This window comes from Citrobacter sedlakii, assembly GCF_018128425.1.
In the GTDB taxonomy this organism is placed as follows: domain Bacteria; phylum Pseudomonadota; class Gammaproteobacteria; order Enterobacterales; family Enterobacteriaceae; genus Citrobacter_A; species Citrobacter_A sedlakii.
On the sequence record NZ_CP071070.1, the window covers coordinates 1,074,723 to 1,094,151 of the forward strand.

At 54.8% G+C, this 19,429-nt stretch carries 21 protein-coding genes; 5 read left to right on the plus strand and 16 right to left on the minus strand.

Going from position 1 to position 19,429, the window contains the following annotated elements; genetic code table 11:
- Positions 1-70: 70 nt before the first annotated feature.
- Positions 71-1,471, plus strand: a complete 1,401-nt coding sequence (locus JY391_RS05110; RefSeq protein ID WP_211935325.1) for a DUF1996 domain-containing protein — start codon at positions 71-73, stop codon at positions 1,469-1,471.
- Between the two features lie 52 nt (positions 1,472-1,523).
- Here JY391_RS05110 and proX read toward each other — a convergent pair whose 3' ends face one another.
- From proX to JY391_RS05150, 8 genes are all read right to left on the minus strand, one after another.
- Positions 1,524-2,519, minus strand: a complete 996-nt coding sequence (proX, locus tag JY391_RS05115; RefSeq protein WP_042288521.1) for a glycine betaine/L-proline ABC transporter substrate-binding protein ProX — start codon at positions 2,517-2,519, stop codon at positions 1,524-1,526.
- Between the two features lie 9 nt (positions 2,520-2,528).
- A complete protein-coding gene (gene proW, locus JY391_RS05120; protein WP_042288519.1) occupies positions 2,529-3,593 on the minus strand; it encodes a glycine betaine/L-proline ABC transporter permease ProW in 1,065 nt (354 codons plus the stop codon).
- On the minus strand, positions 3,586-4,788 hold the full coding sequence (proV, locus tag JY391_RS05125) for a glycine betaine/L-proline ABC transporter ATP-binding protein ProV (protein WP_211935326.1): 1,203 nt from the start codon (positions 4,786-4,788) through the stop codon (positions 3,586-3,588). The genes proW and proV overlap by 8 nt, the downstream gene beginning before the upstream one ends.
- Before the next feature lie 353 nt (positions 4,789-5,141).
- A complete protein-coding gene (nrdF, locus tag JY391_RS05130; RefSeq protein WP_042288515.1) occupies positions 5,142-6,101 on the minus strand; it encodes a class 1b ribonucleoside-diphosphate reductase subunit beta in 960 nt (319 codons plus the stop codon).
- A 10-nt stretch (positions 6,102-6,111) separates the two neighbouring features.
- Positions 6,112-8,256, minus strand: coding sequence for a class 1b ribonucleoside-diphosphate reductase subunit alpha (gene nrdE, locus JY391_RS05135; protein ID WP_211935327.1), 2,145 nt, complete (start codon positions 8,254-8,256; stop codon positions 6,112-6,114).
- Positions 8,229-8,639: a class Ib ribonucleoside-diphosphate reductase assembly flavoprotein NrdI gene (gene nrdI, locus JY391_RS05140; RefSeq protein WP_042288511.1), complete on the minus strand. Its 411-nt coding sequence runs from the start codon at positions 8,637-8,639 to the stop codon at positions 8,229-8,231. Before nrdI ends, nrdE begins: the two co-directional genes overlap by 28 nt.
- Positions 8,636-8,881, minus strand: a complete 246-nt coding sequence (nrdH, locus tag JY391_RS05145) for a glutaredoxin-like protein NrdH (protein WP_205612258.1) — start codon at positions 8,879-8,881, stop codon at positions 8,636-8,638. Before nrdH ends, nrdI begins: the two co-directional genes overlap by 4 nt.
- Positions 8,882-9,219: 338 nt before the next feature.
- Entirely contained in the window at positions 9,220-9,546 is a 327-nt protein-coding gene (locus JY391_RS05150; RefSeq protein WP_042288505.1) for an ElaB/YgaM/YqjD family protein, read from the minus strand.
- Between the two features lie 162 nt (positions 9,547-9,708).
- On the opposite strand from JY391_RS05150, the gene JY391_RS05155 reads away from it, so the two are divergent.
- Positions 9,709-10,053, plus strand: a complete 345-nt coding sequence (locus JY391_RS05155; protein ID WP_042288502.1) for a DUF2002 family protein — start codon at positions 9,709-9,711, stop codon at positions 10,051-10,053.
- A gap of 32 nt (positions 10,054-10,085) precedes the next feature.
- On the opposite strand, the gene alaE is transcribed toward JY391_RS05155, so the two are convergent.
- Entirely contained in the window at positions 10,086-10,535 is a 450-nt protein-coding gene (alaE, locus tag JY391_RS05160) for an L-alanine exporter AlaE (RefSeq protein WP_042288498.1), read from the minus strand.
- A 498-nt stretch (positions 10,536-11,033) separates the two neighbouring features.
- Here alaE and stpA point away from each other — a divergent pair, with 498 nt between their 5' ends.
- The gene (stpA, locus tag JY391_RS05165) at positions 11,034-11,435 is read left to right on the plus strand and encodes a DNA-binding protein StpA (protein ID WP_042288495.1); all 402 of its coding nucleotides are present in this window, start codon (positions 11,034-11,036) and stop codon (positions 11,433-11,435) included.
- A gap of 35 nt (positions 11,436-11,470) precedes the next feature.
- Here the strand turns inward: stpA and JY391_RS05170 are convergent, their stop codons facing one another.
- Together JY391_RS05170 and JY391_RS05175 are read right to left on the minus strand one after the other, a co-directional pair.
- Positions 11,471-12,007 (minus strand): rhodanese family protein, encoded by a 537-nt coding sequence (locus JY391_RS05170; protein WP_181822647.1) that lies wholly within the window; start codon positions 12,005-12,007, stop codon positions 11,471-11,473.
- 9 nt (positions 12,008-12,016) lie between these two features.
- Entirely contained in the window at positions 12,017-12,316 is a 300-nt protein-coding gene (locus JY391_RS05175; RefSeq protein WP_200035391.1) for an ArsR/SmtB family transcription factor, read from the minus strand.
- A 181-nt stretch (positions 12,317-12,497) separates the two neighbouring features.
- On the opposite strand from JY391_RS05175, the gene JY391_RS05180 reads away from it, so the two are divergent.
- Together JY391_RS05180 and lysM are read left to right on the plus strand one after the other, a co-directional pair.
- On the plus strand, positions 12,498-12,656 hold the full coding sequence (locus tag JY391_RS05180; RefSeq protein WP_042288486.1) for a YqaE/Pmp3 family membrane protein: 159 nt from the start codon (positions 12,498-12,500) through the stop codon (positions 12,654-12,656).
- A gap of 131 nt (positions 12,657-12,787) precedes the next feature.
- Positions 12,788-13,237: a peptidoglycan-binding protein LysM gene (gene lysM, locus JY391_RS05185; protein WP_042288484.1), complete on the plus strand. Its 450-nt coding sequence runs from the start codon at positions 12,788-12,790 to the stop codon at positions 13,235-13,237.
- 6 nt (positions 13,238-13,243) lie between these two features.
- Here lysM and csiR read toward each other — a convergent pair whose 3' ends face one another.
- The 5 genes from csiR to glaH form a co-directional block, all read right to left on the minus strand.
- The gene (gene csiR, locus JY391_RS05190; protein ID WP_042288480.1) at positions 13,244-13,936 is read right to left on the minus strand and encodes a DNA-binding transcriptional regulator CsiR; all 693 of its coding nucleotides are present in this window, start codon (positions 13,934-13,936) and stop codon (positions 13,244-13,246) included.
- A 45-nt stretch (positions 13,937-13,981) separates the two neighbouring features.
- Positions 13,982-15,382: a GABA permease gene (gabP, locus tag JY391_RS05195; RefSeq protein ID WP_211935328.1), complete on the minus strand. Its 1,401-nt coding sequence runs from the start codon at positions 15,380-15,382 to the stop codon at positions 13,982-13,984.
- 103 nt (positions 15,383-15,485) lie between these two features.
- Entirely contained in the window at positions 15,486-16,937 is a 1,452-nt protein-coding gene (gene gabD, locus JY391_RS05200) for an NADP-dependent succinate-semialdehyde dehydrogenase (protein ID WP_199957105.1), read from the minus strand.
- A 24-nt stretch (positions 16,938-16,961) separates the two neighbouring features.
- Entirely contained in the window at positions 16,962-18,230 is a 1,269-nt protein-coding gene (lhgD, locus tag JY391_RS05205; protein WP_181822650.1) for an L-2-hydroxyglutarate dehydrogenase, read from the minus strand.
- A gap of 17 nt (positions 18,231-18,247) precedes the next feature.
- Positions 18,248-19,225 (minus strand): glutarate dioxygenase GlaH, encoded by a 978-nt coding sequence (glaH, locus tag JY391_RS05210; protein ID WP_199957104.1) that lies wholly within the window; start codon positions 19,223-19,225, stop codon positions 18,248-18,250.
- Between the last annotated feature and the right edge of the window lie 204 nt (positions 19,226-19,429).

Below are 19,429 nucleotides of genomic sequence, written 5' to 3' on the forward strand. Positions count from 1 at the left end.
GGTCGCGAAAGCGTTCGGTGGCGGCGCGTCGCTCTGTTACCAATGTTCTTTTTCATCACAGGAGATGACGATGAAACTGAGCACGACGTTGACAGGACTTTCCCTATTGATGACCGCCGCAATAGCGCCCGCATATGCCGCACCGCAGGCGCATGTGGTATGCGGCTACAGCCACTCGCTGGGCGATGACGCCATCATGATGTTTGGCATGCCGAACCAGGCGATGTGGCATGACTTCTTCGGTAATACCCATACCGATGCGGTATCCACTTACCCGACGCTGCGGGCGAAGGAAGAAACCACTTGCGATAATAAAGCGGACAGCTCCGCGTACTGGGCCCCGTCGCTGAAATTGCCGAACGGGACGGTAGTGCCGCCTGCCTATCAAAAAACCTACTATCAGGCCAAAAATACGACAGAGTATCCGCTGCATCCGTTTCCGGCGGGACTTTCACTGCTGGCGGGCGATCACCACGGCGCGGCGCCAAATCCCCGCATTACTTTTTTGTGCGCCAACGGGAAAGGCTATACCACCAAAGCCGGAGAAGTATGCGGTCTGCGTAAAGCGGGGGACGCGGTACAGTTCAACATTGGCATCCAGTTTCCTGACTGCTGGGACGGTATTCACCTGAAACCCGGTCATGGTATGCCAAACGCCGCCTATGACAGCAACGGTCAGTGTCCGTCCGGCTATCCGGTGAAAATCCCGACGGTAAACATGAACGTGGCGTATGTGATCCCGGGAATTACGTCGCTGGACACCGCAAAAGCGCAGCTTTCTCTCGACCCGATCATGAACGGCGACGAGCGTGAAGAACGCTGGGGAAGCATCTACACCGCACATGCCGACTTTATGAACGGCTGGACGGAGGACGGCGCGCGCTTTATGACGGAACTGTGCATGAACAACGGTATGGACTGCGGGCTGAACGTACCGTATCGCTATGAAAAGGCAATGGCGACGTGGATCAGCAGCGAGCAGCCGGAGACAGTAACCAATGCGGCGGAAAAGCTGCTGATTCAGGATAACTGGCAAAACGGCGGGCGCACGCATAACCCGGAAACCATGACGCTGGTGAAATTCGCGATCCCGGCGCTACCGGCGGGGCAGGATCCATCATTGTTTAAATATCGCATCCGTATTTATGGCGGCAAGGTCGAGAGCAACGGCGCGGATCAAATCTTCTTCTATCCGACCAGCAGCGACTGGGATCCGCACAGTGTCACCTGGCAAAATCGCCCGGCCTGTCACTATCGTTCAGATGCCGTCTTGTATCTTAATAACGCGAAAGAATACCGGATGGTGGACGTGGACAAAGCCGTGCGCAAGGCGCTGGCCGAGGGGAAAACGGAAATTGCGTGGTATATCGGCGGCGATCGCCAGGGGAATCATTATCAGTTCAACAATGCAGACTCGCGGGAAAGCCTGGTGCTCATGCTGATGGGTTATAAAAAGACGCCGGAGAGATAATTGCCTGTGCCGGATAAGGGGTTTGAGCACCTTATCCGGCAAGAGGTAAACCTTACTTCTGTGCGGCCAGCGCGTCGTTCACCCAGCCGTCAAACTGTTGCTGGTGGGCTTTGATCCAGCCGTCCACATGACCCTGAACGTCGGCTTCTGAGGCTTTACCCGCATGCATCATCGCGTTTTGCGCGTTGATGTCCGCCAGCGGCAGCTTCATGATCGCGAACAGTTTCGCCGCCGCCGGGTTTTTCTCGGCCCAGGCTTTGTTGGCGACGATGTGCATGGTGTTCACCGGGAAGCCATAGTTCGCACCATTAGGCAATTTGGTATCAATGTCCTTCTGCTCGCCAGGCAGGGAAGAGAACGGCACCTGCAGCCAGACCACATCTTTGCCCGGCTTCATAACGTCGCTCACCCAGTATGGCGTCCAGGTATAATACAGAATCGGTTTGCCCTCTTTAAATCGGGTGATGGTGTCGGCCATCATCGCCGCATAGTTACCGTGGCTGACCTCAACGGTTTTTTCCAGATCGAACGCTGTGTTCTGGTGATTAATTACTGCTTCACAGCCCCAGCCCGGCGAGCAGCCCATCATGTTCGCTTTTCCGTCGCCGTTGGTGTCAAAAATCTTTGCAATCTTCGGATCTTTTAACTGGGCGATATTGGTGATGTTGTACTGCTCGGCGGTTTTCTTATCGATCAGATACCCTTGCGCCGCGCCGGTAACAAAGACTCCCTCGCGATAAAACTTCTTGTCGCCGCCTGCTGCGGCATACATATCATCATGCAGCGGCTGCCAGTTCACGGCGGTAAAGGTGGCATCGCCAGAGGCGATGGAGGTGTAGCCGACGTTATAGTCGACCTCGCTCGGCTTGCTGACGGTGTAACCCAGTTTTTCCAGCGCGCGGCTCACCAGCAGCGTCTGGAAAGTTTCTTCGGTGATGGTGCTCTGTACCGGTTGAACGGTAATGCCTTTGCCCGGCAGGTCAGCCGCGAACGTGCTGGTAGAGACAAGGGTGGCAAACGCTGTGGCAAAAAGTACGCTATGTCGCATCGTTGTTCCTTATTTTGTAAATGGGCGGGTAAGTAACCCGACAGGGCCGGTGGTATACCAGCGACGGTTGCCGCGACTGCGGGAATCGCGACCGACGGCCTGAGTCAGGCGGTCAAGAATAATGGCGAGGATCACAATCCCCACCCCGCCGACGGTCGCCAGCCCCATATCGAGACGGCCAATACCGCGCAGCACCATCTGACCCAGACCGCCGACGGCAATCATCGAGGCGATAACCACCATCGACAGCGCCAGCATCAGCGTCTGGTTGACGCCAGCCATAATGGTCGGCATCGCCAGCGGTAACTGAACCTTAAACAGCATCTGCCGCGGGCTGGCGCCGAACGAACGTGATGCCTCGATCAGGTCCGCCGGCACCTGGTTGATCCCAAGAATGGTCAGACGGACAATAGGCGGCAGCGCAAAGATAATGGTCACTACCACGCCTGGCACGTTGCCGATACCGAACAGCATCACAATCGGCACCAGGTACACGAACGCCGGCGTGGTCTGCATGGCGTCGAGCAGTGGCCGGACAATCTTCGCCGCGCGCGGACTGCGCGCCAGCCAGATCCCCATCGGCAGGCCAATCGCCACGCAGAACAGCAGGGCGGTCAGTACCAACGCCAGGGTAATCATCGCCTGCGACCAGGCGCCGATCGCGCCGATCGCGATCAGCGAGATCAGCGTCGCCACGCCCATCCCAACGCCGGAGATCTGCCAGGCGAGCAGGGCGAAAATAACAATCGCTACCGGCGCAGGCATACCCAGCAATAGTTGCTGAAAGCCGTTAAGAATGTAATCCACCGGGACACGTATGCCCTGAAAAACGGGACGGAAATGGGTTACGACCCAGTCGATCCCGTGTGTGACCCAGCTGTCGAGCGGGATCAGGGTTTTATGGAACGGATCCAGAATAGAAAAATGCTCTGGCGCCGGTGCGGGCGCGCTGGTCAGCCAGTCTGCGCCACCGCCGTCGGTCGGCGTGCTGGCCGCCGAGCCCCACGCGTCGGCGGACTGAGCGGCGCTATCGGCCGCCGGTGCGGTATCCCACGGATTCGATTGATCAGCCATTATTTGCCCCCTCGCGATCTAAAGCCTGTAGCAGCATGCGTTTTGAAATGATGCCGACATACTGTTGTTCTTCATCGACAACCGGCACCGCGCACGGCGCCTGTCCAACATGAGAGAGCAACTCGCTAAGCGGAGTTTGCGCATCAACGGCCAGCGGTTCGTCAATTAACGCGCCTTCGATCCCCTGAGTCTGGCTTAATGCGGCTTTTAATGAGTCGATGGAAACCACGCCCACATATTTATTTCCGCGCTCAATTACGTAGCCAAATTCCCGGTCTTCATCCTGCAATAATTTCAGTGCCGAACGCGGGCCGAAACCTGGCGTTTTACGAATCAGCCCCACCGGACTGCGACGGGCAATATCTTTCGCGCTAAACACCTGGCTAATATCAACGCCACGGAAGAATGTGCGCACATAATCATTGGCCGGATTATTGAGAATTTCGTCCGGCGTACCGACCTGGACCACTTCGCCATTTTGCATAATGGCGATACGGTCGCCAATGCGCATCGCTTCGTCGAGATCGTGGGAAATAAACACAATTGTGCGCTGATGCTTTGCCTGCAGTTTTACCAGTTCATCCTGCATTTCGGTACGAATTAACGGGTCGAGGGCGGAGAAGGCCTCGTCCATTAATAAAATGTCAGGGTTAATGGCTAAGGCGCGGGCCAGACCAACACGCTGACGCATGCCGCCGGAAAGTTCGTCCGGCCAGGCGTGCGCGTAATTCTCCAGACCGACCTGGCGTAAGGCGTCCAGCGCTTTTTCCCGGCGTTCCTCGGCGGAGACGCCTGCTAATTCCATGCCGAAAGCCGTATTATCCAGCACGGTCATATGCGGCATCAGCGCAAATGACTGGAAGACCATCGCAATCTTTTTTCTGCGCACCTCGCGAAGTTCAGCTTCGGATATTTTTGCAATATCCACGCCGTCGATCAGTACCTGTCCGCGGGTGGGTTCAATCAGGCGATTGAGAAGGCGTACCATTGTGGATTTACCCGAACCGGATAATCCCATGATGACAAATATCTCGCCTTCTTCAATGGCCAGACTGGCGTCTTTTACGCCAAGCGATAGCCCTGTTTTTTCCAGAATTTGCTCTTTCGAAAGTCCTTTTTCAATATACTTGAAGGCGCGTTGCGGATGCTCTCCAAATACCTTGTATAGATTCTTAACTTCTAATTTAATTGCCATGCAATAGAAAGATTCCCGTTATTTATTTATGTCGATATGTTACCCGATAGAAATAGTCACTTTTTTCTACCCTAACATACTGAGAATCTGAGACAACCCTGAATGTGTGAATTGGTGAAATAGCCCCAGGGGGAATTTGCCGGAATTCCCCGTGATATAAGGGCTGATCGCAAGTGTAAAAAAATGATATTTGTGGACACGGACAGGCAAAATTCGCCTGGATGAGGAAGCATTCAGGCGAATAAGGCATCAGTGAATGAGTGTAGTTCACTCAACGATATTTGTGTGATAAAAACGCGATCCGTAAAAATATTTACCCGAAAACTGTCGGGCTATTTTTAAGATAATTTGCGTTAAAAATTCCAGTCTTCATCTTCGGTTTCGACGGCTTTGCCCATAACGTAGGATGAGCCTGAACCGGAGAAAAAGTCATGGTTTTCATCCGCGTTTGGCGACAGCGCCGCGAGAATCGCCGGGTTAACCTCCGCCATCTCTGCCGGAAACAGCGCGTCATAGCCGAGGTTCATCAGCGCCTTATTGGCGTTGTAGCAGAGAAACGCTTTCACGTCCTCCGCCCAGCCGGTGTCGGCATACAGTTCTTCGGTATAGCGGACTTCGTTGTCGTACAGATCCATCAGTAAATCCAGCGCGAAGTTCTTCAGTTCTTCACGCGTCGGTTCCGGCAGTTTCTCCAGCCCTTTCTGGTATTTATAGCCAATGTAATAGCCATGCACCGCTTCGTCGCGGATGATGAGGCGGATCAGATCGGCGGTGTTGGTCAGTTTGCCGCGGCTGGAGAAATACATTGGCAGCCAGAAGCCGGAATAGAACAGAAAAGACTCAAGAAAAACACTGGCAATCTTCTTTTTCAGCGGTTCGCCGTGGGCGTAATGCGCCAGAATAATCTGCGCTTTGCGCTGGAGCGGCGCGTTTTCTTCACTCCACGCGTAGGCGGCATCGACATCTTTCGTCTGACAGAGCGTCGAGAAGATTGAGCTGTAGGAGCGGGCATGCACGGCTTCCATAAAGCTGATGTTCGACAGCACCGCCTCCTCGTGTGGAGTGAGGGAATCGGCCATCAGCGACGGCGCGCCAGCGATATTCTGAATGGTGTCGAGCAGCGTCAGCCCGGTAAAGACGCGGATAGTGAGCTGTTGCTCCGCCGGGCTTAAACTTTGCCATGCCGGAATATCGTTCGACAGCGGCACCTTTTCCGGCAACCAGAAGTTGCTGGTCAGGCGATTCCACACCTCCAGATCTTTGTCATCCTGAATCTTGTTCCAGTTAATGGCGCTCACGCGTGTTAATGTCATTCCGCTCTCCTTACAGTGCGCACGAGACGCAGCCTTCAATTTCAGTGCCTTCCAGCGCCAGTTGGCGCAGCCGGATGTAATACAGCGACTTAATGCCTTTTCGCCAGGCGTAAATCTGCGCTTTGTTAATGTCGCGAGTGGTCGCAGTGTCCGGGAAAAACAGGGTCAGCGACAGCCCCTGATCCACATGGCGCGTCGCTTCGGCATAGGTGTCGATGATTTTTTCCGGGCCGATCTCATACGCATCCTGATACATCGCCAGGTTTTCATTGGTCATAAACGGGGCAGGGTAGTAAACGCGCCCGGTCTTGCCCTCTTTGCGGATCTCCACCTTCGAGACAATCGGATGAATGCTGGAAGTCGCATGATTAATGTACGAAATCGAGCCGGTGGGCGGCACCGCCTGTAAATTCTGGTTGTAAATGCCGTAGCGCATCACGTCGTCGCACAATTGTTGCCACATTTCGCGCGTCGGCAGGGTAATGCCGCTGCGGGCGAACAGCGCGCGAACTTTCTCTGTTTTCGGCTGCCAGTTGCCCTGCAAATACTGGGTGAAATATTCACCGCTGGCGTAACGCGATTGTGAGAATCCGGCAAAGGTCTGACCGCGCTCTCGCGCCAGCAGCATCGAGGTGTTTAGCGCATGCCAGGTGATGGTGTAGAAGTAAATATTGGTGAAATCCAGCCCTTCCGGTGAGCCGTAGGCAATGCCTTCGCGCGCCAGATACCCGTGCAGGTTCATTTGCCCAAGCCCGATCGCATGTGACGCGGCGTTGCCCGCCTCTATCGACGGCACGCTACGGATGTGGCTCATATCGGATACCGCTGTCAGGCCGCGGATAGCCGTTTCCACGGTGCGCCCGATGTCTGGCGAATCCATAGTATGAGCGATATTCAGCGAGCCAAGATTGCAGGAAATGTCGTGGCCGACCTGCGCGTAGTCGAGATTTTCATCATAGGTGGAAGCGCTGTTAACCTGCAAAATTTCCGAGCACAGGTTGCTCATATTAATACGGCCAGCAATGGGGTTCGCGCGGTTTACCGTATCCTCAAACATGATGTACGGATAGCCGGATTCGAACTGAATTTCCGCAAGCGTCTGGAAGAAGTCGCGGGCGTTAATGTATGTTTTGCGCACCCGCGCGTCGGCGACCAGCTCATCGTAAAGCTCGCTAACTGCGATATCGCCGAACGGTTTGCCGTAGATGCGCTCCACGTCATAAGGAGAAAACAGCGCCATTTGCGCGTTCTCTTTTGCCAGCCGAAAGGTCACGTCCGGGATCACCACCCCGAGTGAGAGCGTTTTGATGCGAATTTTTTCATCGGCGTTTTCGCGTTTGGTATCAAGAAAGCGCAGGATATCCGGGTGATGCGCATGCAAATATACTGCCCCCGCCCCCTGACGCGCGCCGAGCTGGTTGGCATAAGAAAACGCGTCTTCCAGCATCTTCATGACCGGGATCACCCCGGAGGACTGATTCTCAATGCGCTTAATCGGCGCGCCCGCTTCCCGCAGGTTAGAGAGCAGAAACGCCACGCCGCCGCCGCGTTTTGATAGCTGGAGCGCGGCGTTCACCGCCCGGCCAATCGATTCCATATTGTCTTCGATGCGCAGCAGGAAGCAGGAAACCAGTTCGCCACGCTGCTGCTTTCCACAGTTTAAAAAGGTCGGCGTGGCGGGCTGAAAGCGCCCCGAGAGCATTTCGTCGGTTAGCCGCGTGGCCAGCGTTTCATCCCCCTGAGCGAGCGTCAACGCCACCATCACCACCCGGTCTTCAAAGTCTTCCAGATAGCGTTTGCCATCGAAGGTTTTCAGCGTATAGCTGGTGTAAAACTTCCACGCCCCGAGAAAGGTTTGAAAGCGAAAACCGCTGGCGTGAGCGTGGGCAAACAAATCCAGCACGAACCGGCGATCGTAGCGGCTCAACACGCCGCTATCGTAATAGCCTTCGTTAACGAGCGTGTCGAGTCGTTCCTGCTGGCTGCTGAACGTCACGGCGTTAGGGCGAACGTGGGCGGCGAAAAAAGCATCCACCGCCTCGCTGTCTTTTTCGAACTGAATACGGCCTGCTTTATCGTACAGATTGAGCATCGCGTTCAGCGCGTGGTAGTCCCGTTTTTCCTGCATTACGCGTTCTGCGGTTGTCGTTGCCAAAATTCGCTTACTCCTTTTCGGACGTTCTCAATGTCGGCTGGCGTACCCATTAGCTCAAAGCGATAAAGCCAGGGAACGGCGCATTTTTGGGCGATCACGTCGCCTGCGCGACCGTAGGCTTCACCAAAGTTGCGGTTGCCCGAGGCAATGACGCCGCGAATGAGCGCCCGGTTGTGTTCATCGTTTAAAAAGCGGATCACCTGCCGGGGGACCGCCCCCGCCGTACCACCGCCCCCGTAGGAGGGCACTACCAGAATGTACGGCTCGTCTACCCGGATACGCTCGCGTTCATTCAGCGGAATGCGAATGGCGGGCAGCCCCAGACGCAGGATAAAACGGTGCGTATTTTCGGAGCTGCTGGAGAAGTAGACGAGCGGGTTCATGCGCTGGCCACGCGTGGTTCCGGATGCAGGCGGTTGATCATGTCCGGGCGGAATCCCGACCAACTGATGTCTCCTGCAATGACGACTGGCAGTTGGCGAAAGCCCTGTGCGCGCAGCGTATCCGCAGCGTCGGGTTCCAGGTCGACATTTACCATCTCAAAGTTAAAGCCCCGGCTTTCCATCGCCCGTTTCGTGGCGTGGCACTGAACACAGTCATTGCGAGTGTAAATAGTAATGCGCATGATTCGTATTTCCATTTAAAATGAAAAGAACGGCGCGATGTGACGCGTCGGTTGAGTGTGAGTTGATAAAGGGAATACTAGATGTAGTTGAAATAAGTTTCAACCATACAAGATATGGGAAATTCCGATTGATGGTGGTCCTGATGATGAGCTCAGCGGGAATGGGCTGCTATGGGCGCAAGTGAGTCGAATGGCGGTATCCAGTGGGTCATTGACGTTAAAGGCGCTCGGTCGCTGGCGTCGATGTTAAAGGGGCAAAAGGGGAGGAGGGTAGTAGAGCAACGGGGGAAAATCTTATCCGGCCCACTGTGCAGGCAGGCCGGACAAGCGTCACGCGGTTAGCGACGCAGGCTTAACAGCGCGCCAACAAAGATCCCAATGGCCGCCGCCGTTCCGACGCTGCACCACGGTTTCTCACGTACAAAGGTATCGGCGCAGCCAACGGCGTCACGTGCCGCTTGCGAAACGCGGGTACGACCCTGCATCCGCGCGCGGGTCTCTTTCAGCAGCGCCTGCGCTTTACGCCGCGCGGCTTCCGCTTCGTCCTTCGCATCGCTACCCCATGACTTCAGCACGGCTTCCAGGCTATCCGCTAACTGGTTGACGTCATTATGAATATCCTGCACGCCTTCATCTACATCGTTGCGGTTCGGTCTGTTAAACATATGATCCTCCAGTGATTTCGATGTCGCTTTTCAGTTTAGTTCATATTTTTAACTTCTGAGACGCATCACGGCGTTATCGCGTGTTTATGGACTTTTCTGAAAGCGTTGCTAATGCTGAATCAGGTAAGGTAAGCCCGCAGTAAAAGATAACGAGGAAAATATATGTATTTACGACCTGACGAGGTGGCGCGCGTACTTGAAAAAGTGGGGTTTACCGTCGATGTGGTGACACAGAAAGCGTACGGTTATCGACGTGGCGAAAATTATGTTTATGTGAATCGTGAAGCGCGCATGGGACGCACGGCGCTGGTGATTCATCCTACCCTGAAAGAGCGCAGTTCATCGCTGGCGGAACCTGCGTCGGAAATAAAAACCTGCGATCATTACCAGCATTTTCCGCTTTATTTAGCCGGCGAGACCCATGAACATTACGGTATTCCGCACGGCTTTAGTTCGCGTATTGCGCTTGAGCGATATTTAAATGGGCTGTTTGGCGAGGCTAAATAATTGAGCGACTGGCAAGGCCAGTCGCTCACGCTTCAGGCTTTGATCTGTTGGTAACGGCTAACCCGAAACAGCCGGCGGCAGTAATCGAGAAAATAGCCATACACCGCCCCCATCATCATCGATACCACGATATTCGAACTCACCGCTGCTGTAATCTGGTGCCAGTCTGCACCCACTGTCAGCAGGATCGCTACGTATACCGGCGACTGAAAGGTTACATACGCCAGCACATCCGCCAGATTTTTCATCCAGCCCGCGGTGCTTAAACGGCGCGCGCCTTTCATAAACAGATCGCGATACATACCGTACGGCCAGGCGATCAGAATATTAACCGGAATAGCGACCAGTCGCGATGACAGAGACTGTTCAAAGGTCATCCCGGAAAGAAAGATCTCAATCAACATGTTCACAACAGAACAATAAACAACCATCGCAAACGTGTCAGCGACGGCATGACGTAAGCGTGACTGCGGTGAGAACATGCTAATGCTCCTGTCAAAAGAGGATAAAATCGATAGCAAACAAGCTTTGCGTAGTGGTTTTGGGCAGTGTTTTCGCTTAATGATAGATTATATGGCTGCCTTGTAACTATCAACTAGAGAAATCTTTTTATTTTATGGCTTTTTGTCGATAAAATACTCTGCGGCGGCGCGTTTAGCGCGTTGCGTGGAGTTTTCGTTGTTCATAGAGTGGAAATCATTAAAAATCAGTGGGTTATTATAAAATGCCTGACGGCAAAGTTTGTTATAAGCGAAAATTTGACAAAGGTAGCGCCTGAGCATATTCCGCTAGCGCATACGGCGCGCTAAAAATTAGTCTGAATATAATTCAGAAAGCATTAAAGAATAGGGTGATGGGCACGCCAGAGAATGAGAACGGAATAATACCCGTGGTATTATTACCTCTGGAAAATGATTTTATGATCGAATACACTACCCGGCGTAATACATATGTTTTAGCGTTATAAGGTTTTAATTATTATGAATGTGATGTTACATAACTTAAATAATATTCGCACATTACGCGCAATGGCCCGCGAATTCTCCATTGACGTCCTTGAAGAAATGCTCGAGAAATTCAGGGTGGTCACTAAAGAAAGACGCGAAGAAGAAGAACAGTTACAGCGTGAACGTCAGGAACAGCAGGAGAAAATTAAGACGTGGCTGGAACTGCTGAAAGCCGAGGGAATTAACCCGGAGGAGTTATTTGCCGGTGAAAAAGCGAACGTGCGCGTGACTAAAAAACGTCAACCGCGCCCGGCGAAATATCGCTTTACCGATGTAAATGGCGAAAGCAAAACCTGGACCGGCCAGGGGCGTACGCCGAAACCGATCGCCAAAGCGCTGGCGGAAGGAAAATCCCTCGACGATTTCCTGATCTAATCACAACGGCGGTGAGACAATGCTCACCGCTTATTTCACTCAGGCGCGTGAGCGCGACGATTCCACGGCATTTTATCAAGCAGGCGCGCCATGCCGCAAAAGCCGGTTAATCCGGCAAAGACTAATCCCGCGCCGACAAAGCCGCTCAGCAGAAAAAAGCCGCTGCTCAGGGTATAGCCCAGCACCACGCCTGCCAGTGTCAGCCCGCCTGCGGCGATCTGCACCTGACGCATCAAAGGCAACGGCTGCGATTTATCTTCCACTGTGGGTAATCCGGCGTTTTTCCAGCCCTCGATCCCCCCCTCAAGCAGCCAGGCTTCTGCCGGCGCGGCGACAGCTTCCAGCCTTGCCGCGTTGTTTTGCGTGCGCTTGCCCGACTGGCAGTGAAAGATAATCTGCTCGCTTCGCAGCTGCGCGGGTAAACCGTGTTGCTCCAGCGTGGGCAACGGGGCGAGCGCCGCCTGCGGTATGTGTTCACGCAGATACTCATCGGCGTCGCGAACGTCAATCAGTTTTGCGCCTGCGGCGATACGCGCCTGCGCTTCACGCGCGGTAAGTGTCCCGATAGCCATGTTCACTCCTTATGGACAATAAAGGTTTTTTAGTGTGGCAATGAGTGCATTCACCGCCGTGTTCTTAATGGAATAGAGAATACGCTGGGCGTCGCGCTGACTGTCGATAAGCCCTTCATCGCGCATTCGCGTCAGATGCTGAGAGGTGGCTGACGCGCTAAGCCCTGTGATGCGCGCCAGCTCGCCCGCGCTGGTGCCAGGTGAACCGCAGAGCATGCACAGGATCAGCAAACGTTTAGGGTTGCTCATTGCTTTAAGCAGGGCCGCCGCCTGTTCAGCGCTGGCCTGAAGCTGTTCAAGATCGTTCATGGTTAATTTAGTTTTTGCTAAGTTAAGTAAATTCTAAAGTAATGGTAAAAAGAGCGCCAGTGTAAAGAGCGTAAAAGAGGGTAAAAGCGAAAGGCGAAACTGGCGGGTTGGCGTAAAATTACTATGCTTAGAGATAAAATCTCTTTTTAAACAAAGATTAATTTGCATGTATGGAGTGTGTATGGGTTTCTGGAGAATTGTATTTACCATTATTTTACCGCCGCTTGGCGTTCTGTTAGGTAAGGGGTTTGGCTGGGCCTTTATTCTGAATATTGTGCTGACCCTGCTGGGCTATATCCCGGGTCTGATCCACGCCTTCTGGGTGCAAACCCGTAGCTAAGGTCTTTCTTAACCTGTTACCCGCCCGGGGCATTCTGCCAGCCGGGCTTCGTTTCTTAATGGCTTTCGGAATTTTAAGCGAAACTTTCTGCTACACTTCGGGTGTGTTTATTGCAAACAATCGAGGTGAATATGGGACTTTTCAACTTTGTAAAAGACGCTGGCGAGAAACTTTGGGATGCCGTAACCGGTAATCACGATAAAGACGATTTAGCGAAAAAAGTACAGGATCACCTGAACAAAACCGGTATTCCGGATGCCGATAAAGTGAATGTGCAAATTGCCGACGGTAAAGCGACGGTAACCGGCGACGGCCTGAGTCAGGAAGCGAAAGAAAAAATCCTGATTGCGGTCGGGAATATTTCCGGTATTGGTAGCGTAGAAGATCAGGTGAAAACCGCCGCGCCCGCTGCGGAAAGTCAGTTCTATACGGTGAAATCCGGCGACACCTTAAGCGCTATTTCTAAACAGGTATATGGTAACGCTAATCTGTATAATAAAATCTTCGAAGCGAATAAGCCGATGCTGAGCAGCCCGGATAAAATTTATCCCGGACAGGTTCTGCGTATTCCGGAAGAATAAAAGCAGTCACGGCTTTTCCATTCGCAGCTTGCCGGACATGGCTTGCTGAATAACGGGAATAGGCGTCAGCATATGCTGGCGCATTAATTCACTGGCGCGCCCGGCATCGCGCGCCAGAATCGCCTCTGTCAACGCCTGATGTTGCTCGTGTTTATCCTCAAGCATCTCTACCGACAGTACCGTGGTGCGCAGCCAGATAAAGCGATACCGTGCTGCCAGATCGAACAGCCGCTCGCGCATTTGCAACAGATAGCGCGAACCGCATCCGGCAACAATGGCGGTATGAAACGCCTGATGACGTAAATCCCACTCGTCAAGCAGTTGTTCGCTGGCGTGGCTGGCTTCCAGTTTGCTCAGCATATGCGCCCGCGCCAGGATCTCTGCTTCCCATTCATCATCGCCACGCGCAATGGCCAGCCCGACCAGCATCGCCTCCATATTGGCGCGGGCGTCGAAGATATCGAGCAGTTCCTGCTCGGACATCGACGCGACCCGATAGCCTTTCTGATTCACCACCGTAACCAGCCGCTCAGCCACCAGTTGAGACAGCGCCTCTCTGAGCGGGCCGACGCCCAGCGCATAACGTGACGTGAGTAAGCTCATGCGCAGCTTTTCATCCGGCTGGTACACACCGCGAATAATGTCATTCTTGAGCCAGCGGTATCCATCAATGGCCGTCGGATGCGAAATGGCGGTCATGGTCTTACTCCTGAACAGAACGCCCGGTCTGCGCAGGGATCAGCGCTACCGGGTAGGGTGCATGGGTGACTTATGCCACAATACCAGCTTTTTCCAGCGCGACATAATCGGTACGGTACAAACGATACCGATACCTAACAGACAGGTGGAAATCACCTCCAGCTGCTGCGCGGGCCGAAACAGCATCACCACCAGCACAAAGCAGATAAAACCGATCACCAGCCAGGTGAGCCACGGATACAGCCACATTTTAAGGGTGAGTTCGCCGCCTTCCGCCAGCAGGATTTTACGCATCCGCAGTTGCGACACGGCGATCACCAGATAAACCAGCAGGGCGATGGCGCCGGAACTGTCGATCAGAAATTTAAACACTTTCGCGGGCGCGTAATAATTCACAATCACCGTCAGAAACGCTGCGCCGGTCGACAGCAGCACCGCCACGTAAGGCGTTTTGCTGCGGTTGGTTTTCCCCATTATCGCCGGTGCATCGCCGCGGCGGCTCAGGGAATAGAGCATACGGGAAGCGGTATACAGCGCGGAGTTCAGACAGCTGGTCACCGACAGCAGGATCACTGCGTCCATAATCAGTTTGGCGTGCGGAATATTCAGTAACTCCAGCACCGAGCGATACGATCCCGTCTCCTTCAACCCTGGCGTATTCCACGGGATCAGCGCCACGACCACAAAGATAGAGCAGAGATAAAAGAGTGAGATTCGCCAGATCACCGAGTTAGTGGCGCGAACGATGTGCTTATCCGGCGTGTCCGATTCGGCGGCGGCAATGGTCACGATTTCCGCCCCCATAAAGGAAAACATGGTGATCAGCATTGCGCTCAGCACCGCGCCAAAACCGTTGGGCATAAAGCCGCCGTGATCCCACAGGCGCGAAATGCCGTCAACCTCGGCCCAGGGATAAAAGCCGCTTATCGCCGCCGCGCCCAGCGCGATAAAGGCCAGAATGGCAATCACTTTGCACAGCGCCAGCCAGAACTCAAACTCACCGTAGTTTTTGACGCTCAGCAAATTACTGCCGGTTAATGCCAGCGTGATGACCAGCGAGAACAGCCAGATGGGGATCCCCGGTATCCACGAATGAAGAATGATCGCCGCAATATTGGCTTCAAGCGGAATAACCAGCACCCAGAACCACCAGTACAGCCAGCCGATGGTGTAGCCTGCCCAACGTCCGATGGCCTTGTCGGCATAGGTGGAAAAGGACCCCGTGTCCGGCGTGGCGACGGCCATTTCCGCCAGCATTCGCATTATCATCACCACCAGCAGCCCGGCAAACAGATAGGCCAGTAGCACCGCAGGACCGGCCTGGGCGATGGCGACGCTGGAGCCGACAAACAGACTGGCGCCAATAACCCCGGCGATAGACAGCATGGTGACGTGGCGTGATTTCAGCCCGCCCCCTAAATCATGTGATTGCGACAGTTGCCCCATACTTTTACCCCGTTATTGTTATGTTGCCCGCTTGCCGGATGGCGCGTTGCTGATACAGACTGGGCATCCGGCTTTCAACGATGCCCGTTCCGGACAAAAAAGATCATGACAGACCGATGCACATATATTTGATTTCTAAGTAATCTTCGATGCCATATTTCGATCCTTCACGGCCAAGACCGGAAGCTTTGATCCCGCCAAACGGCGCGACTTCGTTGGAGATAATGCCGGTGTTAATTCCCACAATGCCGTATTCCAGCGCTTCACCGACGCGAAAAACGCGGCTTAAATCGCGAGCGTAGAAGTAAGCGGCAAGGCCAAATTCGGTGTCATTCGCCTGGCGGATGACGTCGGCTTCGTCGCGAAAGCGGAACAGCGGCGCCAGCGGACCGAACGTCTCTTCTTTAGCGACCTTCGCGCTGGCCGGTACGTCCACCAGAATCGTGGGCTGGAAGAAATTGCCCCCCAGCGCGTGCGCCTCGCCGCCGGTGAGCACCCGCGCCCCTTTCGCCAGCGCGTCGGCAATGTGCTCCTGGACTTTACCGACCGCTTTGTCGTCAATCAGCGGCCCGGTGGTCACCTCCGGATCCAGGCCGTCACCGAGGCGCAAGGTTTGCACCGCCTGATGCAATTTTTCTGCAAAGCGTTCATATACCCCCTCCTGCACGTACAGACGGTTGGCGCAGACACAGGTTTGTCCGGCGTTACGAAACTTCGACGCCAGCGCGCCTTCGACGGCTTTATCGAGATCGGCATCGTCAAAAACGATAAACGGCGCATTGCCGCCCAACTCCAGCGACACTTTCTTAATGTCTCTGGCGCACTGCTGCATGAGCTGTCGACCAATTTCCGTCGAGCCGGTAAACGACAGTTTGCGCACCAGTGGATTGCCGGTGAGTTCGTTGCCTACCGCGCTTGCCGACCCGGTCACCACGCTGAACACGCCCGCTGGAATCCCCGCACGGTTCGCCAGCTCGGCCAGCGCCAGCGCGGAAAAGGGAGTCTGGCTGGCGGGCTTCAGCACCATTGTGCAGCCTGCCGCCAGCGCCGGACCGGCTTTTCGGGTGATCATTGCCGAAGGAAAATTCCACGGGGTGATCGCGGCCGTCACGCCAATCGGCTGCTTGATGACAATCAGACGTTTGTCGGCCTGATGTCCCGGAATCGTGTCGCCGTAGATCCGCTTGCCCTCTTCGGCAAACCATTCAATAAACGATGCCGCATAGCTGATTTCCCCTTTGGCCTCCGCCAGCGGTTTTCCCTGTTCCAGGGTCATCAGACGGGCGAGATCGTCCTGGTGCTCCAGCATCAAATTGAACCAGCGACGCAAAAATGTCGCCCGCTCTTTGGCGGTGAGCGCGCGCCAGGCGGGCAGGGCACGGTTTGCGGCGTCAATGGCCTCGCGGGTTTCCGCTGCGCCCATCTTTGGCACGCTACCCAGCGTCTGGCCGTTTGCGGGATTGACAACGCTAATCACTTCGCCGCTGCTGGCGTCGCGCCAGCGACCGTCGATAAATGCCTGCTGGCGGAACAAACCAGAATCATTAAGTTGCATAGGGGCTTCCTGTCGTAAAAATGGTTAACGGGTAAAGGCGGCGTGTAAGGTGTCCACGCTGCGCGCCGCACGCAGTGTGCGCCCGGGGTTGCTTTGGCTGGCCAGCAGGGTTTGCACTTTGCTGACGATGTGCGCGCCGATAGGCATGGCCGACGTCGCTGCCGGCGAAGGCGCGTTGCAGGTGTGAACAGAACGCGGTGTGGTCACAAACAGAAAATCGTCGATCAGCTTGCCGTCCGGCGATACCGCCTGCGCCCTGACGCCCGCAGGCCACGGGTGCAGATCGGCGAGGGTCAGGCTCGGACAATATTTCTGCACCAGCCGCAAATAGCCGCTTTTGCATAGCGAATTTTTCATTTCGCCAAGCCCGGAACGAAGGTTTTTTTGCAGCACGCGGCGAACGCCGGCGGAGCCGAAGATCTCCAGCGTATCGGCCAGCGAAAAGTCGCGCTTGCGATAGCCTTCACGTTTAAAGGCCAGCACCGCGTTTGGCCCAACGGTGACGCTGCCGTCGATCATGCGGGTAAGATGAACGCCCAGAAACGGCATCGCCGGATCGGGGATCGGGTAGATGAGATGATTGACGATCTGATTATGCTCTGGCGCCAGGCGAAAATATTCGCCACGGAACGGGCAAATGATAAAACCCGGATCGACGCCCAGCATTTTCACCAGCCGATCAGCCATCAGCCCCGCGCAGCTTATCAGCGTGGCGGCGTGATACTCTTTACCCTGCCGCGTTCGCACCACCACCCCTGCCGCATGCTCGTTCAGGGCGCTGACCTCCGCGTGATAGATCACCTCGCCGCCTCTGGCCTGGAAAATTTTCGCCATTGCCGCCGCGACGTCGCGATAGCTGACGATCCCGCTCGACGGCACGAAAATGCCGCCCAGGCCGGTGATGTTGGGTTCACGCTCGCGAAGCGCATCGGCGTTCAGCCATTCGCGTTCCAGACCGTTGGCGGCGGTGCGATCCCACAGCGCGCGCATCCGTTCCATTTCCCGTTCCGAGGTCGCGACCAGCATTTTTCCGCAAGTGTTGTAACGGATGCCATTTTGATCGCAAAAGGCTTTGGTGGCGCGGTTTCCGGCAAAGCAAAACTGCGCCTTCAGACTGCCTGGCGTGTAGTAAACGCCAGCATGGATCACGCCGCTGTTATGGCCCGTTTGGTGGCTGGCCGGGCCGGACTCTTTTTCCAGCAGCGCAATGCGGGCGTCGGGGTAAACGTCAATCAACTGCATGGCGGTCGACATGCCGATAATGCCGCCGCCGATAATCACAAAATCATACATCCGCTCTTCCTTCCCACTTAGTGATGCGTCTGGTAACGGTGGGCGGAATACGCGAAATAGCCGCGCTGGCGCATTAACTCACGGCGCAGATCCGGGTGCGGGGTAAAACGGTCGCGCCCGTGTAGCCAGAACAGGTTATTGATCAGCAGGAACTTGCCCACCGGAACCGGGACGGAAAGAATATTTTTGCTGGTTTCCAGCGCATCAGAAAGGTCGCTCAGCCAGACGCCTTCCTCAAAATCTTTCGGCTGGACGAACTGGTCAATGTAGCGCATCACCGGGCGACCCTGCGGGTCCACGTCAAACACCGGATGGAACACGTCCTTACTGACGTTTTTGCTCGGCGGCGCGGCAAAGCGCATTGGGCGACGCGCCAGCGGATGGCGGAAGTATTCTTCCAGATGCTCCCAGTCGTCGAGATGCAGCAGCAGCGAGTTGCCGCCGGTCATATTCTGCTCGTCGATTTTCATCATCAGCACAAAATCGGTGATCTCCTCAACGTAAGTCCCGTCGTTGTGCAGCTCCATCACCCGGTGCGGCTGGCGCAGATAGCTGTCAGAGTTGTCCACGTTTTTGACCACAAAGCGCGCATAGTACTGGCCGCTCATCGCATCGAAATTCGAGCGCCCGATGAGATGCGCCACTGCCGTCGCCAGCTTGACCATGTCGTCGGCCTGACTAACGTTATCGATCCCTTCAGCATTGATCAGTAACGCCCCTTCGGCGCGATCCAGCAATGTTTTCAGCAGCAGCGGTTGCAACTGATTGCCGCACAGATCGTCGAGGATCTTCGCGACCTTAAAGCGCAGGAAGGATTTATACTCCAGCGCCTGCACCGGCCACTGCGCTACCTGCGTGAGGAACGCGTTTGTGGTTGGGGCGGAAAAAGTCAGCTCCAGCAGTCGAGAAGACTGGGCTGAAGGCGTCAGGGTGAACCCGCTATAGCGTTGATCGGTGTCTTCAGGAGTCGGTTTTACGGCGGTCAGTGCGTTCATCGGAAACATTCCTCTCTGTGAGTCGTCGGGGAGTCAGGGTGATGCTCATTTCGTAGCCATAAATTAAAAATATCTACATTTTTAATAAACGCGCACAAAATAATCGCTAATGTGTGTTTTTTGTGATCTTAAGCTACAAATATTTAACATTTCGGGTTTCTGATTGACGCCGACGACAGGACAGAGTGTGGAAGAAAAGATTGA